The sequence below is a fragment of the Dactylosporangium sp. CA-139114 genome (assembly GCF_050955725.1).
Lineage (GTDB): Bacteria > Actinomycetota > Actinomycetes > Mycobacteriales > Micromonosporaceae > Dactylosporangium.
In genome coordinates this window covers 2340869-2357457 of sequence record NZ_CP192080.1, presented here as the reverse complement: position 1 = coordinate 2357457, position 16589 = coordinate 2340869, and the positions used below count along the sequence as shown (strand labels likewise).

Annotated in this window: 16 protein-coding genes; 5 read left to right on the top strand and 11 right to left on the bottom strand. The window is 74.4% G+C overall.

Annotated features, from left to right (window positions below; all coding sequences use genetic code 11):
• Window positions 1-59 precede the first annotated feature (59 nt).
• Window positions 60-296 (top strand): hypothetical protein, encoded by a 237-nt coding sequence (locus tag ACQP2P_RS10625; protein WP_433085581.1) that lies wholly within the window; start codon window positions 60-62, stop codon window positions 294-296.
• A 29-nt stretch (window positions 297-325) separates the two neighbouring features.
• On the opposite strand, the gene ACQP2P_RS10620 is transcribed toward ACQP2P_RS10625, so the two are convergent.
• From ACQP2P_RS10620 to ACQP2P_RS10595, 6 genes are all read right to left on the bottom strand, one after another.
• A complete protein-coding gene (locus ACQP2P_RS10620; RefSeq protein ID WP_433615123.1) occupies window positions 326-787 on the bottom strand; it encodes a TspO/MBR family protein in 462 nt (153 codons plus the stop codon).
• Window positions 788-913: 126 nt separating this feature from the next.
• Window positions 914-3190 (bottom strand): Hsp70 family protein, encoded by a 2277-nt coding sequence (locus ACQP2P_RS10615; RefSeq protein WP_433615122.1) that lies wholly within the window; start codon window positions 3188-3190, stop codon window positions 914-916.
• 47 nt (window positions 3191-3237) lie between these two features.
• Complete coding sequence (locus ACQP2P_RS10610) at window positions 3238-4101, bottom strand: glycoside hydrolase family 88 protein (protein WP_433615120.1); 864 nt, start codon at window positions 4099-4101, stop codon at window positions 3238-3240.
• 7 nt (window positions 4102-4108) lie between these two features.
• A complete protein-coding gene (locus ACQP2P_RS10605; RefSeq protein ID WP_433615119.1) occupies window positions 4109-4546 on the bottom strand; it encodes a nitroreductase family deazaflavin-dependent oxidoreductase in 438 nt (145 codons plus the stop codon).
• Window positions 4547-4558: 12 nt separating this feature from the next.
• Window positions 4559-5854 carry an AI-2E family transporter gene (locus tag ACQP2P_RS10600; protein ID WP_433615117.1) on the bottom strand — a complete coding sequence of 432 codons (1296 nt, stop codon included), beginning with the start codon at window positions 5852-5854 and terminating at the stop codon, window positions 4559-4561.
• 40 nt (window positions 5855-5894) lie between these two features.
• Window positions 5895-6794, bottom strand: a complete 900-nt coding sequence (locus ACQP2P_RS10595) for a lipocalin family protein (protein WP_433615115.1) — start codon at window positions 6792-6794, stop codon at window positions 5895-5897.
• Between the two features lie 282 nt (window positions 6795-7076).
• On the opposite strand from ACQP2P_RS10595, the gene ACQP2P_RS10590 reads away from it, so the two are divergent.
• Both ACQP2P_RS10590 and ACQP2P_RS10585 read left to right on the top strand, forming a co-directional pair.
• Window positions 7077-7370 carry a DUF3040 domain-containing protein gene (locus ACQP2P_RS10590; RefSeq protein WP_433615113.1) on the top strand — a complete coding sequence of 98 codons (294 nt, stop codon included), beginning with the start codon at window positions 7077-7079 and terminating at the stop codon, window positions 7368-7370.
• A gap of 392 nt (window positions 7371-7762) precedes the next feature.
• A complete protein-coding gene (locus tag ACQP2P_RS10585) occupies window positions 7763-8503 on the top strand; it encodes a 3-keto-5-aminohexanoate cleavage protein (RefSeq protein WP_433619090.1) in 741 nt (246 codons plus the stop codon).
• Window positions 8504-8579: 76 nt separating this feature from the next.
• Here the strand turns inward: ACQP2P_RS10585 and secA2 are convergent, their stop codons facing one another.
• Window positions 8580-10907, bottom strand: a complete 2328-nt coding sequence (gene secA2, locus ACQP2P_RS10580) for an accessory Sec system translocase SecA2 (protein WP_433615111.1) — start codon at window positions 10905-10907, stop codon at window positions 8580-8582.
• 162 nt (window positions 10908-11069) lie between these two features.
• On the opposite strand from secA2, the gene ACQP2P_RS10575 reads away from it, so the two are divergent.
• Complete coding sequence (locus ACQP2P_RS10575) at window positions 11070-11894, top strand: Sir2 family NAD-dependent protein deacetylase (protein WP_433615109.1); 825 nt, start codon at window positions 11070-11072, stop codon at window positions 11892-11894.
• 170 nt (window positions 11895-12064) lie between these two features.
• Here ACQP2P_RS10575 and ACQP2P_RS10570 read toward each other — a convergent pair whose 3' ends face one another.
• On the bottom strand, window positions 12065-12586 hold the full coding sequence (locus ACQP2P_RS10570; protein ID WP_433615107.1) for a type 1 glutamine amidotransferase domain-containing protein: 522 nt from the start codon (window positions 12584-12586) through the stop codon (window positions 12065-12067).
• Window positions 12587-12677: 91 nt separating this feature from the next.
• Here ACQP2P_RS10570 and ACQP2P_RS10565 point away from each other — a divergent pair, with 91 nt between their 5' ends.
• Entirely contained in the window at window positions 12678-13163 is a 486-nt protein-coding gene (locus ACQP2P_RS10565) for a GNAT family N-acetyltransferase (RefSeq protein ID WP_433615105.1), read from the top strand.
• Between the two features lie 5 nt (window positions 13164-13168).
• Here the strand turns inward: ACQP2P_RS10565 and alc are convergent, their stop codons facing one another.
• From alc to ACQP2P_RS10550, 3 genes are read right to left on the bottom strand one after another with little or no spacing between them, the layout of a single operon-like run.
• Complete coding sequence (gene alc / locus ACQP2P_RS10560; RefSeq protein ID WP_433615103.1) at window positions 13169-14125, bottom strand: allantoicase; 957 nt, start codon at window positions 14123-14125, stop codon at window positions 13169-13171.
• Complete coding sequence (allB, locus tag ACQP2P_RS10555) at window positions 14122-15426, bottom strand: allantoinase AllB (RefSeq protein ID WP_433615101.1); 1305 nt, start codon at window positions 15424-15426, stop codon at window positions 14122-14124. The genes alc and allB overlap by 4 nt, the downstream gene beginning before the upstream one ends.
• Window positions 15423-16589: a DUF6986 family protein gene (locus tag ACQP2P_RS10550; RefSeq protein ID WP_433615099.1), complete on the bottom strand. Its 1167-nt coding sequence runs from the start codon at window positions 16587-16589 to the stop codon at window positions 15423-15425. Before ACQP2P_RS10550 ends, allB begins: the two co-directional genes overlap by 4 nt.

The following is a 16589-nucleotide window of genomic DNA, read 5'->3' as shown; positions in this document are numbered from 1 at the left end:
CCGGGAGTCCGGGAACTCCCTGATGACGAGGGTGGCGCGGCCGGGGCATGCTTGGTGGCATGGGTCGTTTCCTGATTGGTGCCGTCGCGGTCGTCGTGGGCCTGTTCGTGGTCGGCGCGATCGCCGTGTGGGTGTTCCACGCCCTGCTCAGCGTGCTCGGTTACCTCATCGTCGGGGCCCTGGTGGTGGGGGGCGGGCTGTGGCTGTACGCCAAGGCCAAGCGCGGCCTCGGCGGCTCCCGCAACCAGCGCCGCCTCGAGGCCGGCCTGGCGACGTGGAAGCAGCGCAACCGCTGAGCTCCCCCTGACGCCCGGCCCGCCGAGCGTCAGTTCCGGCGCGCGATCGCCGCGTTCAGGGCGGTCGCGAAGCCGGTCCAGGCCACGTAGGGCACCAGGGCGGCCCCGGCCGTCCGGTCCGCCTGCCAGGCCCGTCGCAGCAGGTCGAGGTTCGACGCGTTGAGCAGCGCGATCTCGGCCAGCGCGGCGCGGGGCCGGCGAGCCCCGAAGAAGATCGCCGTCCACGCCGCGTTGAGCGCCAGGTTGGCCCCGTAGGCGACGGCGAACGAGCGCCGCCGCGGCCCCCGGCGGGCGTCGAGCGCCCGCGCCCCGGCGAAGGCGATCAGCCCGTACAGCGGCGTCCACACCAGCGGGAACGCCCGCGGGGGCGGCTGCCACGAGGGCTTCTCGAGCCGCCGGTACCACGGGTCACCCGGCCGCGTCACCAGCGACCCGATCCCGGCCGCGGCCGTGACCGCGGCGGTCGTCCTGAGCCATGTGGGCACGCGCATGCCGTGCTGGTACCCACCGCCGCGGGCAACTCACCTCAGCCTCACCTCGGCGTCACCTCGAGCACGCGGGTGGCGGGGACGGCGGCGCCGTACCGCTCCCGCAGCACCTGCCGGTCAGGGATGGGCTCAGCCGACGTCCCAGACGCGCACCACGCCGTCGCGGGATCCCGTGGCCAGGCGGGTGGCGTCCTTCGGGCTGAAGGCGAGCGCGTCGATCGGGCTGCCCGCCTGGTCGTACGAGCGCAGGCGCGCATACGTGACCGGATTCCACAGGTGCACCCGCTGGTCGTCCCCGGCCACCGCGAGCACGGAGCCGTCCCGGGAGAAGGCGACGGCGTTCACCGGCGTCCGGTCACCGGCCAGCCGCGCCGCCACCACGCCCGCCTCGCCGGGCCACAGCAGCACGTCGCCGTCGGCCCCGGCGGTGGCCAGCGGGTAGCCCCCCGGGCTGTACGCCAGCGCGCGGACGGTGTCGCCGTGCGTGACGGTGGCGTCGAGCGGCTGCCGGGCGCCGTCGGCGCTGCTGTAGACCACCGGCGCCGGGGCCGTCCCGGCGAGCGCGACGTCGGCCGCGTCCTCGGCGCCCGGGTTGAACGCGGCCGCCGTGACCGCGCCGGGGTTGAACGCGCCGAGCTCGGCGCGCCGGCGCCCGGCGGCGACGTCGTAGACGAGGCCGAAGCCGGTGTCGCCGCCCACCACCAGCAGGGCGCCGGTGCGGTCGAAGCCGAGCGCGGTGATCTGGAACGGGCGGTCGAGGACGATGCCCTCGCCGCGCTCCTGGCGCGTGGCCACGCTCCAGAGGTGCACGCGACCGTCGTCGCCGCCCGCGGCCAGCAGCTTGCCGTCCGGGCTGAACGCGACCGACCGGGTCGCGGCGTTCCTGGTCAGCGTGGTCGCCTGCTCGTCGCCGACGTCCCACAGGCGCAGCGTCCTGTCGTCGCCGACGGCCGCGAGGAGCCGCCCGTCGGGGCTGAACGCGACGGCCCGCACGGCGCCGACGGCCCCGCGCAGTTCGGCCACGACCGGCCCGCGGTGCAGCCAGGCCCGCACGCCGAGCACGCCCGCGACCACGACGAGGATCACGACCACGGTGGCGACGTGCCGCCCCAGGCCCCGCTTCCCCGCGGCGGCCTCGGGCTTCGGCTCGGGCTTCTGAGGCGTCACCGGCTCGGGCCTCGGAGGCGTCGCCGGTCCGGGCTCCGGATGCGTCACCGGTTCGGCGACGGCCACCGCCGCGACCGGGGCGGCGGCCGGGGGAAGCGTGACGACGGGTGGCGGCGACACGGACTCCGGCGCGGCGAGGACCGGGGTCAGGTCCTCGGTCGGCAGGGCGGTCTCCCAGCGCGCGGCCGGGGCCAGCAGGCTGCCCTCCGCGACGGCGAGCTCCGGCTGGTCGACGATCGTCGGCGCGATCCGCAGCGCCCGGTGCAGCAGCGTCGCGGCCAGCGGGATGCGGGACGAGCCGCCGACGAGGAACACGCCGGCGATGCGCTCCGGCACGGCGCCCGACTCGCGCAGGACGCGCACGGTCAGCGCGACGGTCCGGTCGAGGTACGGCCGCGCCGCCGCCTCGAACTCCTCCCGGGTCAGGTGCAGGTCCCGGTCGAGCAGGGGCAGGTGCAGCTCGGCGGTCGCGTGCCGGGTGAGCTGCTCCTTGGCCGCGCGCGCCCCGGTCCACAGGGCCCGCCGGGCCTGCTGGTCGGCCTGGTTCTGCGGCCAGTCGAGGCGCGCCCAGGCCTCGGCGGCGCCGGGGGTGAGCGCGCGGGCGTGCTGGACCACGGCCGCGTCCAGGTCGAGCCCGCCCACGTCGGCCAGCCCGTCGGCGGCGAGGACCTCGAAGCCCCCGCCGGCGGCCGCCCGGCGCACGACGCTCACGTCGAAGGTGCCGGCGCCCAGGTCGTACACCACGACGGTGTGGCCGGGCCGCAGGTCGTGGACGGTGCCGAAGTGCGCCGCGGCGGCCACGGGCTCGGGCACCAGCCCGACCTCGCCCAGCCCGGCCCGGCGCGCGGCCTCGGCCAGCAGGCCCAGGCGGGTCCGGCCCCAGGCCGCGGGGTGGGTCAGCACCGTCTCGGCCATCGGGCCGCCCGCGACCCGCCGCGCCTCGGTGCCGACCCGGTCCAGGATCGCGGCGAGGACCTCGGCGACGGGGAACTCCCGCTCCCCCAGCCAGACGGTGCCGTCGTCGATGCGGCGCTTCGGGTTGGCCTCCAGCCCCGCGGGCTGGGCGATCGCGGCCCGCTCGGCGTCCTGCCCGGTCAGCAGCTCGGGGCCGGAGCCGGCGAACACGGCGGAGGACAGCAGCGGCGAGGCGTCGAACAGCAGGGGCCGCGACGCGCCCGGGAACGCCAGGACGGCAACGGTCGTCGACGTGCCCAGGTCGATGCCGAGCCGGTATGCCACCCGCACACTGTACGAGCCCCGGCCAAATCCACGAGCCCTGGCCGATCTCAGCCCGCGGCGGCCTCCGCCAGCAGGTGGAACGCCTGGGCCTCGGCCGAGGTGCCCGGGCGGTCGAACGTGGGCGCGCCGCAGACCGAGGTGACGAGCCCGTCGACCACGAAGGGGGCCACGGCGGCGCGCAGGGAGCCGGCGACGTCCGCGTAGGAGCCGGGGAGCCAGCCGTCGGCGACGCCGGTGTACGCCGCGTACGCCAGCATCTGCGCGAGGTTCGCCTCCCGGAACGAGCCCGGATCGTCCAGGACGTCCCCGAACAGCCCGTCGCTGCGGCGCCACCGCAGGCAGGCGTCGATCACCTCGCGCGCGTGGCCGGCGAAGGGCGCGGCGAGGCCCGGGTCGTGCCGGATGGCCCGCGCGAGCCCGGCGGCGACCCAGCCGCTGCCGGTGCCCCAGCACGTCGGGCGGCTGTCGGCGGCGAGGTAGAGCCCGTCGCGGCACAGCCGGGCGCGGTGGCCCTCGGCCTGCCGCACGGCCAAGTCGGGGCGGCCGGCGAGGGCGAGCATCGGCACCACCATGTAGACGGAGTCGGCCCAGACCTCCGGCGCGTCCAGCAGGTGGTAGAGGGTGCCGTCCGCGGCGCGCGGCGCCCGTTCGGCGATCCAGTCCAGTTGGCGGCGGGCGGGTTCGGGGTCATCGAGCAGGACGACACCCTGATAGATGGCGGCCGAGTTCACCGATCCGCGCTCGCCGCCGATGGTGCCCAGCCGGCCGTCCGGGCTCTGGTGCACGACCGCGTCGCGGGCCAGCCGCCGGGCCAGGTCGGTGAGGCCCAGGTCGAGCAGGGCGTGGATGGCCACGCCCTGCTCCCAGTTCTGCCGCTGCATCGCCAGCAGCGTGACCAGGACCGGGTTCACCCTCGCGTCACTGCTGGGGCGTGAGCACGAAGAGGGGGATCTGCCGGTCGGTGTTCTGCTGGTACTCGTCATACGCCGGCCACGTCTCGGTGGCCCGCTTCCACCACAGCTCCTTCTCGGCGCCGGTGGCCTCGCGGGCCGTGTAGTCGCGCTTGACCGGCCCGTCCTGGAGCTCGACGTGCGGGTTGGCGACGATGTTGTAGTACCACACCGGGTGCTTCGGCGCGCCGCCCAGCGAGGCCACGACCGCGTACTGCCCGTCGTGCTCCACCCGCATGAGCGGGGTCTTGCGGATCTTGCCCGACTTGGCGCCGAGCGTCGTCAGGACGATGACGGGCCGGCCCTGCATCGTGTTGCCCTCGGCGCCATTGGTGCGCTCGAACAGTTCGACCTGCTCACGCGACCACTGCGACGGGCTCGGCTCGTACTCACCGGACAACGGCATGGTGCATGCTCCTCACTGATCCTTGATGTCGTCTTCGACGCTACCCTCCGGCTCCGGCTCCGGCTCCGGCTCCGGCTCCGGCTCCGGTTCGGGTTGGTCGACCTCCCCGTCGGTGTCCTGCACTCCCGGCGGCTCCTCACCCTCGTCGGTGGGCTCGCCGTCGGGGTGCTGGGAGAGGTACCGCACCGCGGTGTTGCTCACCGCGAGCAGCGGCACCGCGACGAGCCCGCCCACGATCCCGGCCGCCACCACGCCCGTCGTGATCGCCAGGATCACCGCGAGCGGGTGCAGCGCGACCGCCCGGCCCATGATCAGCGGCTGGAGGACGTGCCCTTCCAGCTGCTGTACGGCGATGACGACGCCGAGCACGAGCAGCGCGCTGACCGGCCCGTTGGTGACGAGCGCGACGAGCACGGCGACCGTGCCGGAGAGCGTGGCCCCGATGACCGGGATGAACGCGCCGAGGAACACGAGCGCGGCCAGCGGCAGCGCGAGCGGGATGCGCAGGACGGCCAGGCCGATGCCGATGCCGAGCGCGTCGACGAACGCGACCAGCACCGTGGCGCGCACATAGGAGACGAGGGTGTACCAGGAGTAGTGCCCGGCCCGCGCGACGGGCAGCCGGGCCTGGTGCGGCAGCAGCCGGCACAGGAACGCCCAGATCTGCCCGCCGTCGCGCAGGAAGAAGAACAGCGTGAACAGCACCAGGAAGAAGCCCGTGACCACCTCGCCGAGCGTGGTCGCGGTGCTCAGGGCCCCGGAGGTCAGCGCGCCCCGGTTGGCCGTGAACTGCTTCTCCAGCGAGCTCACCGTGTCGTTGAGCTGTTTCTCGGAGATGTGCAGCGGCCCGGAGGAGAGCCAGCGCTGGATCTCGCCCACGCCCTCGCCCACGCGGCCGGAGAGGTTGTCGAACTGGGCGATGAACGTGTAGATGATCACGCCCAGGCCGCCGAAGACCACGATGAGGCCGCCGACGAGCACGATCGCGGCGGCCAGCGAGCGGTGCAGCCCGTGCCGGCGCAGCCAGCCGGCCACGGGTTCGAGCAGCGCGGCGAGCAGGATCGCCACGGCGACCGGGATGACCATCAGGCGCAGGGCGGCGATGACCTTCAGCAGCAGGTACCCGGTCAGGATGAACAGCACGATGCGCCAGGCCCAGGCCCCCGCGACCTTCACGCCGCGGGGGATGCCGTCCTCCACAGTGGACGCGGGCCGCACCTCCACCGGCCCGGCGAAGGGCGGCACGGCACGCGCCGCGCTCAGCCGCGTCCGTGCACGCTCACCGACCTGGGTTATCCACTGCGCCATGCCACGGCTGTACCCCTAACGAGCTGGGATCAACCGGGTATTACTTCTGCCGATCGTACCGGGAGAAGTCGTCGGGGTTGTCCTTGCTCGACGTGCGCCAGATGTCGCCGTTGCACGTGTAGTTCGCCGGGTCCAGGTTGGGCTCGAGCTGGATCTTGCCGGCCTCGGTGCCATCGACGCTGATCGTGACGACCGTGGTGGCCTCGCCGCCGGCGTAGGAGATCACGCCGTCCTTGGTCGTCAGCTTCCACTCCGTGCGGCCGGCCCAGGTCGCGGTGACGGTCCGGCCGTCGTCGGTCTTGCCGCTGTAGGACGTGCTGGTGTCGTCCTCGATGGCGTTGCCGTCGTCCTTGATCTCCCAGATCTTGCCGCCGCCGTTCATCTTGACCGTCGTCAGGTTCCCGCGCTTCGCGGTGTCCGTGCCGGTGAGGTCGACGACCTTCTGGTACGAGGTCTGCTTCCACTTGCCGACCAGGCACTTGTCGATCGGGCCGCTCTGCGAGGCGCCCGCCTGCGGGGTCGCCGGGGTGTCGGGCTTGCGGTTGAGCGAGACCACGACGATGGCGACGACGACGACCACGAGCAGCACCGAGCTGAGGATGAGCGCGGGGAAGAACCTGCTGCGGCGGCCGGAGCCGTCGCCGCCCGGCATCGCCGGGCCGGACGTCTGGTACGCCGGGGGCTGCTGGTACGCCGGGGGCGCGCTGTACTGCTGGGACGCGTACGGCACGGCCGAGTACGGCTGGGCGGCCTGGGGCTGCTGCGGCTGCTGGTACTGGGGATACTGCGGCGGCGGCTGCACCGGATACTGCGGCGGGTACTGCTGCGGCGCGGGCTGGGGCTGACCGTAGGGCGGCTGCGGCTGGGGCGGGCCGTAGGGCGGCTGGGGCGGGTAGTTGCCGCTCTGGTCGGGCTGCTGCCACTGCCTGCTCGGGTCCACGTCCCTATCCTCCCCTGTGCGGCCGCACGGCTACCTTGGCTCGCGAAGTTCACGCATCCTCGCGCGTGAACCCCTCGCGTCATTCGCCGTCGAGAATGGCACACGCACACATCTTTCGCAGGTCGCACTTTCCGGCAAAAGCCGCGTATCACCACGGCGCTGACCAGCGAAATCGCACTTGGCGCCAACTGGCCGACCCACGGCGGGGGTTTGTGTGTGACGATCGATCGCAGCGGGTACACGTCGCGCACCGGGCAGGCCCGTCGGAGGAGGTTGGGCGTCATGCTCAGCGAGAGCGAGCAGAAGCGGCTCGCAGACATCGAAGCCGCGTTGCGCAGCGATGCGCGCTTCGTCAATGGATTCAACCGGGCCATGACTCGCCGGATCACGCCCCGCCGCGTGACCTCGGTGATCATCGCCGTAGCCGCGATCGTCGGCGCCGTCATCGGACTGGCCGCCGGCAGCGTCTTCGGGACGGTGCTGGCGATCTGCGCTCTCGGCGTCGCCGGCGGCGTCTGGACCTACCGCCCGGCCCAGGCCGAGCCCGTGATCCCCCGGATAGACACCGAACTCTAGAACGTTCCCCCATCGCGTTCCCCGGCCCCGCCAGGCGCCGGGGAACCGTCGTATCAGCGCGGCGGGCGCCATGACGCTGCGGCGATGACCGAACCGCGGCGCACCGTGCTGTTCGCCGGCTTCGCGCGGTTTTCCCGGCCCGCCGCCGCTGGTCGCCGACGCCGACACGTCGCGGAGGCGGCCTCGACGTCCCGTCCGGGTGGCGTCAATCGTGGGCTGCGCCCAGCCGGCCGGCAGCTGGAGAAGGTGCGCCGCGGCCCCACGAGCAGGAGCCGCCCAATCGGGCGCGGCGATCGGACGTTCCGCCCGGCCGGGGGATGTGTCCCGAATAGGCGGAATCCGGGCGTGTCGATCTTGCACCCTCCGAGGCGAGGGGTGACAGTACACCGGTGATGCCTCCGATCGCCCGGCTCAAGGCGGCGCTCAACGGTGGCCGGGCGCCCGGCGAGCACCCGGCCCTGCCCTGCTCCCCCGCCGAGCTCGCCGACGCCGCGCAGCGCGCGGTCGCGGCCGGAGCCGAGGCCGTGCACCTGCATCCGCGCGACGACGCCGGTGCGGAGTCGCTGGCGGCGGCCGACGTGGGCGCGGCGGTCGCGGCCGTGCGCCGCACCTGCCCCGACACGCCGGTCGGGGTCACCACGGGGCTGTGGATCACCGGGCGGGACGTCGCCGCGCGGCAGACGGCGGTCGCGGGGTGGGCGGGGCTGTCGCGGTACGAACGCCCGGACTTCGCCTCCGTGAACGTCTCCGAGCCCGGGTTCACCGCGCTCGCCGCCACCCTGGGCGAGCTCGGCATCGCGGTCGAGGCCGGGGTGTGGACGCTCGAGGACGCCGGGGCGCTGTCGATCGCGGGCGGGGTGCCGCGCGTGCTCGTCGAGATCATGGGGCCGGGCGCGGACGCCGAGGCGATCCTGGCGCGGCTGGACGAGGTCGGGGTGGCCGGCGAGCGGCTGCTGCACGGCGAGGGTCCGCGGTGCTGGCCGATGGTCGAGCTGGCGGGGCGGCTCGGGCTGCCGACGCGGATCGGGCTCGAGGACACCCTCACCGGTCCCGACGGCGGGCCGGTGGCCGACAACGCGGCACTGGTACGGCTCGCGCTGTCGGTCTGGTCGTCGGCCCGATCAGCATCGTAGCGGCCCGCCGGACCGCGGCCGGCAACGGAGCACGGCCGCCGCGCGGGCGCGACGGCCGTGACCCGAACCGGAGCGACTAGCTCTTCTTGACACCCTTGCCGCTGCGGAACAGCTTCACCATGCCGGCGAAGAACCGCTCCATCTCGGAGCCGAACGGGTTGTCGCTCACCACGTAGGTCCAGGTGGCGCTCGGCCGCACCAGGCCCGCGTTCTCCGGCTCCCAGTCCGGCCCGTCGATCTCCAGCTCCTCGAACTCGGAGACCGTGCGGTTGTCGATCTCGGCCAGCAGGCCGCGGAACGCCGGGATCGCCTCGCGGTGGAACTCGTCCAGCGGGTCCTGCGAGCCGAGCACCCGCAGGTGGATGCCCTCCCGCAGCTCGCTCATGTCGGCCAGGTGCTCCGACCACGCCTGGTCCGCGTGGAACAGGGCGATCTGGCGCGCGATGCGCAGCAGCGTCTCCTCGCCCAGCTCCTCGGCGAGCTCGTTGTACTTGTCCGGGGAGCGCTCCGCGAGCAGCTCGCCCGCCGCGTCGGTGGTCAGCAGCTCCTCGCGCCGCTTGCCGTGCAGCTGGCGGTGCTGGTCGAGCAGGTAGTTGTACCGCCAGGTGTTGCGGTGGATCTCGAGGTTCACCGTCTCGGCGACCCGCTGGGCGGAGCCGATGGCCCACCGCACGTCCTCGTCCTCGATGGCGCCCTCGGCGTCGGCGCGGCCCATGGGCATGGGCTCGGGACCGTACCGCTGCACGAGCTCGTCCTCGAGCGAGACGAAGAACATCGACTCGCCCGGGTCGCCCTGCCGGCCGGCCCGGCCGCGGAGCTGGTCGTCGATGCGGCGCGAGTCGTTGCGGGCCGTGCCGATCACGAACAGCCCGCCGAGGTCGGCGACCCGCTCGCGCTCCTTCTCGTCGCTGCCGCCGAGGCGGATGTCGACGCCGCGGCCGGTCATCTGCGTCGAGACCGTCACCGCGCCCACCGCGCCGGCCTCGGCCACGATCCCGGCCTCCGACTCGTCGTTCTTCGCGTTGAGGACCACGCACTCCACGCCCTCCTCGGCGAGGGTGGCGGCCAGCCGCTCCGACTCGGCCACGCTCAGCGTGCCGATCAGCACCGGGCGCCCCGTGGCGTGCATCGCGACGATCTCGGCGACCACGGCGATGTCGCGCTCCTCGGCGGAGGCGTAGACGCGGTCGGGCCAGTCCTTGCGGACGTTGGGCAGGTGCGGCGGGATGACCGCGACCTCGAGCTTGTAGAACTCCCGCAGCTGGTCACCGACCGGCATGGCCGTGCCCGTCATGCCGCAGATCCGCTTGTACTGCGTCAGGAACGCCTGCACCGTGATGGTCTGCAGCACCGTGCCGCCGCCGCTGGAGCGGATCTTCTCCTTGGCCTCGACCGCGGCCTGCAGCCCGTCGGGCCAGCGGCGCCGCTGCGCCACCCGGCCGCGGAACTCGTCGATGAGCTCGACCCGCTCCTCGCGCACGATGTAGTCGACGTCGCGGACCAGCAGCGCCTCGGCGTGCAGCGCCAGGTTGACCGCGGTCAGCGTGTCGACGTTCTCCTCGGCGTAGAGGTCGATGTCCAGGGCGGCCTCGACCTTCGCCAGGCCCCGCGTGGTCAGGTGGGCGGTGCGGCCCTCGTCGACGACCTCGTAGTCCCGGTCGCGGTGCAGCCCGCCGACGATCTCGGCGATCGCGATCGGCTGGTCCTCGCCGGCGATGGTGGAGCCGGCCAGCACCAGCGGCACCCGGGCCTCGTCGATGAGAATCGAGTCCGCCTCGTCGACGATGACCGTCGCGAGCTCCCGGTGCACCCGGTCGGCGGTGTTCGTCACGATCGAGTCGCGGAGCAGGTCGAAGCCCGCCTCGCTGACCGAGACGTAGGTGATGTCCTGCGCGTAGGCCGTGCGGCGCTCCTCCGGCGTGGAGGACTCGTTGACCCACCCGACGGTCAGGTCGAGCAGCTCGTAGACCGGCCGCATCCACTCGGCGTCGCGGCGGGCCAGGTAGTCGTTGACCGTGATCACGTGGACCGGGCCCTGCGCGGCGTAGCCGGCGGCGGCGATCGCCGCGGTCAGCGTCTTGCCCTCACCGGTGGCCATCTCGACGACGTGCCCGGCCAGCAGCACCTGGGCGCCGAGCAGCTGCACGTCATACGGCCGCTCGTCCAGGGCCCGCTTGGCCGCCTCCCGGCCCAGCGCGCACGCCTCGACGAAGTCCTGGGTGTCTTCCCGCTGGTGCAGTGCCGTGGCGGCGGCACGAAGCTCGTCGTCGGTGAGCTCGGACAGCTCGGCCTCGCGCTTCTCGATCTCCGGCAGCAGGGCGCGCATCGGTTCGAGGTCGATCGTGGTGCCCGGCTGCTCCTGCAGCTTGCGGCGCCACGCGTTGAATTTGCTCACCAAACCCATGCCGAACACGATACGTCGCCCGGGGCGGCCACTGTGCGCCCCATCACGCCCTGGCTCAGGACCGGTCGAAACCGGTTGAAACTTTCCGCGCCGGCGGCATGGACGGCGCACCCCCGGCGGCCTTGGGCCGAGGGCCGTGCGGCGCGAGGCAGTATTGATGCCGTGGAACAGTCAGTCGCGGCGCTGAGCGCGCTCGTCGGCAAGGGCGGCGTGCTCGTGCTCAGCGGGGCCGGCCTGTCGACGGAGTCGGGCATCCCCGACTACCGGGGGCCGAGCGGGGTGCGGCGCAACGCCCAGCCGATGACCTACCAGACCTTCACCCGCGACCCGATCGCCCGCCGGCGGTACTGGGCCCGCAGCCACCTCGGCTGGCGCACCATCGCGCGGGCCGCCCCCAACGCCGGGCACCACGCCGTCGGGCGGCTGCAGCGGCTGGGCCTGCTCACCGGCGTCATCACGCAGAACGTCGACGGCCTGCACCAGGCCGGCGGCGCGGACGGCGTGGTGGAGCTGCACGGCGCCCTCGACCGGGTGATCTGCCTCGACTGCGGCGAGCTGTCCGGGCGCGACGAGCTCGACGCGCGGCTGGGCGCGGCCAACGCCGGCTTCGACGCGGTCGCGGGCGGCATCAACCCCGACGGCGACGTGGACCTCACCGACGAGCAGGCGGCCGGGTTCGCGGTCGTGGACTGCACGGGCTGCGGCGGGATGCTCAAGCCCGACGTCGTGTTCTTCGGGGAGAGCGTGCCGCCGCCGCGGGTGCGGGCGTGCTTCGACCTCGTGGAGCGCTCCGCCGCACTGGTGGTGCTCGGCTCCTCGCTCACCGTCATGTCGGGCCGCCGCTTCGTGGTGCGCGCGGCCAAGATCGGCCTGCCCGTCGCCATCGTCAACCAGGGTCCGACCCGCGGCGACGCCCACGCCTCGCTGCTGCTCGACGCGCCCCTGGGGGCCGTGCTGTCGAGGGTCGCCTGGGACCTGCGCACCTGACCGGCCGTCAGGGTCGAGCGGAGCATGGCTCGGGTCCGTCGTGGTGCGGACCGTCGCTCCCGCCAGACACCGCTGGGCGCTGCGCGCCGACGCTGCCGGGTCCGCCGTGGTCGCCCTACGGCTGGTGATTCCCCCGGCGGGCGCCGCGCTCAGCGCAGCGCCCGTCGCGGTCAGCGCTCCAGCTGCTCGACCAGCGCCTGGCAGAAGGCGGGCAGGTCGTCGGGCTTGCGGCTGCTGATGAGGTTCCCGTCCACGACGAGCTCCTCGTCGACCCAGGTCGCCCCGGCGTTGCGGTAGTCGGTCCGCAACGACGGCCACGAGGTGAGGCGCTTGCCGCGCACCGCGTCGGCCTCGATGAGGACCCAGCCGCCGTGGCAGATGACCGCGATCGGGCGTCCCAGGGCGGCGAAGCCGCGGACGAACTCGACCGCCTCCGGCTGCCAGCGCAGCAGGTCACCGTTGGCCACCCCGCCGGGCAGGACCAGGGCGGCGAAGTCGCCCGGCCGCGCGTCGGCCGCCGTGACGTCCACGTCGAACCGGTCGGCCGGGTCGAGGTGGTGGTATCCCTGCACCTGCCCCGGCTCGAGCGAGACCAGCCGCGGCGTGTGGCCGGCGTGCTCGACCGCCTTCCAGGGCTCGGTCAGCTCGGCCTGCTCGATACCTTCCTTGGAAACAAGAAACGCGACATCCATGACGATCGGGTACCCGTCAGGAGGCCGCCCAACCGGATGCGGCCGAATTCGCCGTTGCGGGCCGCACCCGGGTGTCCGAGGCTTACCAGCTGTGAAGCCCACCGCACGACGCGCCGTCGCCGCCGACACCGAGCAGCTCGTCCGGCTGCGGGTCGTGATGCTCGAGGACATGCACGGCGCGCCCGCCCCGCCCGGCGAATGGTCCCGGCACTGCGCGGCCACGCTGCGCCGCCGCCTGCCCGTCGCGGACCCCGACGCCACCCTGGCCGCGTTCGTGGTCGACCGCCCGGACGGGCCGGGCCTGGCCGCGTGCGCGGTGGGCACGATCGAGGATCGCCTCGCCTCGCCCGGCAACCCCGGCGGCCTCACCGGCTACATCTTCAACGTGGCCACCGACGAGCCGTACCGCCGCCGGGGCCTCTCCACCGCGTGCCTGGACGCGCTGCTGGCCTGGTTCGAGGCCCGCGCGGTGCCGGCGGTGCGCCTGTTCGCCTCCCGCGACGGCCTGCCGATGTACGAGCGGATGGGCTTCCGGCACGAGACCAGGACGTCGATGGAGCTGGTCCTGCCGCGCTGACGCGCTCAGGGGCCGGTCTCGCCCCACAGGCGCAGCCGGGACATGCCGCCGTCCGGGTAGATGTCGAGCCGCACGTGGCTCGCCGGCCGGTCGCAGTCCAGCCGGAAGAAGTGGCGCGTGTCCGGCTGCGTGGGCGTGCGCGGCAACAGGTCGAACCACGCGGACTCGTCCGCCGGGTCGGCCGTCGCCCGCAGCGAGGCCGAGCCGGGGGCGTTGCCCTTGAAGTGGGTGGTGTCCAGCTCCACGAGGCGGATGCGGCCCGCGGCGGCCAGGCGGACGAGCACCCACTCGTTGCCGGGCTCGCGGCGCCGCGCGGTCTCCCAGCCCTCGCTCATCTGCCGCGGCCGGTCCGGCAGCAGCAGGTTGCCCGGCGAGCCGTAGAACCTGTCGCTGCACCCGGCCACCACCGCGCCCAGCTCCATCGCGGCCAGGTTCGCGGTCAGCCCGTGCAGCAGGGCCGGGTCGGGCACCGCCTCGCCGTGCACGCGCAGCCGGGCGACGCCGCCGTCCGGGAAGATGTTCAGGCGCACGTGGGTGTAGCGGGCCGGGTCGGCGACCGGGAAGTGGTTGCGGTGGTCGCCCCGCACCGGGGACTTCGCGACGATCCCGGTCCACGCGGCCGCGGCCAGGTCGTCCGGGGACGGGTGGCCCGGCAGCTCGGCGGCGTCGACGGAGACCTGCGGCGGGTAGTTGCCGGTGAAGTGCGCGGTGTCGACCACCACGCCGTGGATCCGCCCCGGGGCCCCGAGCCGGACGATCGCCCAGTCGTGGCCGGGCGAGCGGCGCCGGCGGGTCTCCCAGCCGTCGTACACCTTGCCCTTCGGCCCGTAGGTCCACGTCTCGTGCCCGGACGGCTCGGGGTTGACGAGGTTGTCCATGGCCGCGAAGAACTCGTCGTTCGCGGCCACCACGCCGCCGCCGAGCACCCGCGAGGCCAGGTCGGTCAGGTCGGTGAAGGTCATGCGTCCTCCCGCAGCAGCAGCCGGCCCCTCGCGGGCCCGCCGGTCGGCTCGCCCCGCAGCCAGGTCGTGCGCACCGCGCCGGTCAGCTCGCGGTCGGCGTACGGGGTGACCGGGTGCCGATGGTGCAGGGCCGCCGGGTCGACCGTGAAGACCGCCTCCGGGTCGAAGGCGACCAGGTCGGCGTCGGCCCCCGGCGCGATGCGGCCCTTGCGGCGCAGGCCCACCAGGTCGGCCGGGCCGGCGGCCATCCAGCGCACCACGTCGGCGAGGGTGAAGCCGCGCTCGCGGGCGGCCGTCCACACCGCGGGCAGGCCCAGCTGCAGCGACGCGATCCCGCCCCAGGCCGCGGCGAAGTCGCCGGAGTCGCGGCGCTTGAGGTGCGGCGTCGACGGCGAGTGGTCGGACACGACGAGCGAGATGGTGCCGTCGGCGAGGCCGCCCCAGAGCCGGTCCTGGTTGCCCGCGTCGCGGATCGGCGGGCAGCACTTGAACTCGGTCGCGCCGTCCGGGACCGCGGCGGCGTCCAGGGTCAGGTAGTGCGGGCAGGTCTCGGCGGTGGCGCGCACCCCGTCGCCGCGCGCGCGGCGCAGGGACCCGAGCGCGTCGGCGGCGGACAGGTGCAGGATGTGGACCCGGCGGTCGGTCGCGCGGGCCGTCTCCAGCGCGGTGTCGACCGCGCTGACCTCGGCCGCGGCCGGCCGGGACGCGAGGAAGTCGGCGTAGGCGCGCGACGGGCGGGCGTCGTGCAGCCGGGCCGGGTCCTCGGCGTGCACGATGAACAGCGCGTCGACGGCGGCGAAGGCCTCGGCCAGCCCCGCGGGGTCCAGCGGCGGGAACTCGGGCACGCCGGAGTCGACGAGGAAGCTCTTGAAGCCGAAGACGCCGGCCTCGTGCAGCGGGGCGAGGTCGGCGGCGTTGCCGGGCACCGCCCCGCCCCAGAAGCCCACGTCGACGTGGCACTGCCCCCGGGCCGCGGCCTGCTTCTCGCGCAGGGCCGCGACCGTGGTCGTCGGCGGCAGCGAGTTCAGCGGCATGTCGACGATGGTGGTGACGCCGCCGGCCGCGGCCGCGCGGGTCGCGGTCGCGAAGCCCTCCCACTCGGTGCGGCCGGGCTCGTTGACGTGCACGTGGGTGTCGACGAGGCCGGGCAGCAGCGACAGGCCCTCCAGGTCGGTGACCGGGCCGTCGCCGTCCGCGGCGTAGTCGCCGACCGCGACGATCCGCCCGTCGTGGACGGTCACGGTGGCGGCGCGGGGCCCGCCGGGCAGATAGACCTGGCGGGAGCGCAGGGAGAACGTCACAGGGCCTCCAGCACCTCGAGGGGATGGCGCACGTCACCGGGGCGCAGCGCGCCGCAGTGCAGGCCGCGCAGCAGGAACCGGGCCATGGCCCGGGCGGTCGCCGGCTCGTCGAGGTGCCCCCGCGTGCGGCGGCCCAGGTAGTGCCCGAGGCGCCGGCTCGCCTCGCCGGCGCCGTCGCGGAAGAACTCGAACGTGGTCCCCCAGCGGGTCACCAGGTGCCCGGGGTGCAGGTCCCAGCCCTGGTAGATGCCGCGCTCCAGGCTGCGGCGCACGAGCCGGGCGTGCAGGGCCCAGGCGCGGTGCACCTCCTCGGTGCCGCCGGCCGGGATGACGTTCGTGGAGCCGTCGGCGACGGCGACCCCGGTGCCCGCCGCGGCCGCCTGCATGACGGCCTTGGCGTGGTCGGCGACCGGGTGCTCGAGGCTCTGGTACGCCGGGGCGACGCCCAGCGCGGTGCTGTAGTCGTAGGTGCCGTAGTGCAGGCCGGTGAGCCGCCCGTGCGAGCGGACGATCATCTCCGGCAGCGGGCTGCGGCCGTCGGCGCCGAGGATCGCCTGCGGGGTCTCGACCTGCAGCTCGAAGCGCAGCGCGCCCTCGGCGAGGCCGTGCGCGTGCTCGAGCTGCCGGCACAGCAGCACGGCGGCGTCGGCGTGGCCGGCCGAGGTGGCCTTCGGGAACGTGATGACGAAACCGTCCGGCGGCGGGCCGAGCGCGGCGAGGAACACGTCGAGCGTGCGGGCCGCCCGCAGTACCGTATCCGGCTCCAGGCTCTTGCACCGCAGCCCGGAGAAGGCCGGCGGGCTCGTGCGCAGGGCGGCCCCCGCCGCGGTCGCGTGGGCGTCCTCCTCGTCGTCGCCGCGGCGGCCGTAGCCGTCCTCGAAGTCGACCCGCAGGTCCTCGATCGGCTCGGTGACGAGCTTGCCCAGCACCAGCTCCACGATCTCGTCCGGGAACGGCGGGCGCCCGTGGTCGCGGACCAGGCACCGGGCCTCCTGCCCCCACTGCCCCACGGTCGCGGCCGAGAAGCGGTCGGCGGGCACGTAGACCGTGTGCACCGGCTGCCGTACGACCGCCGTGTCCGCCACCTGGCCGGGCAGCCGCAGGCGGTCCAGGTGCTCGGCCCGCGCCCGCAGCTGCTCCAGGTCCCGTTCCGGCAGCGCCAT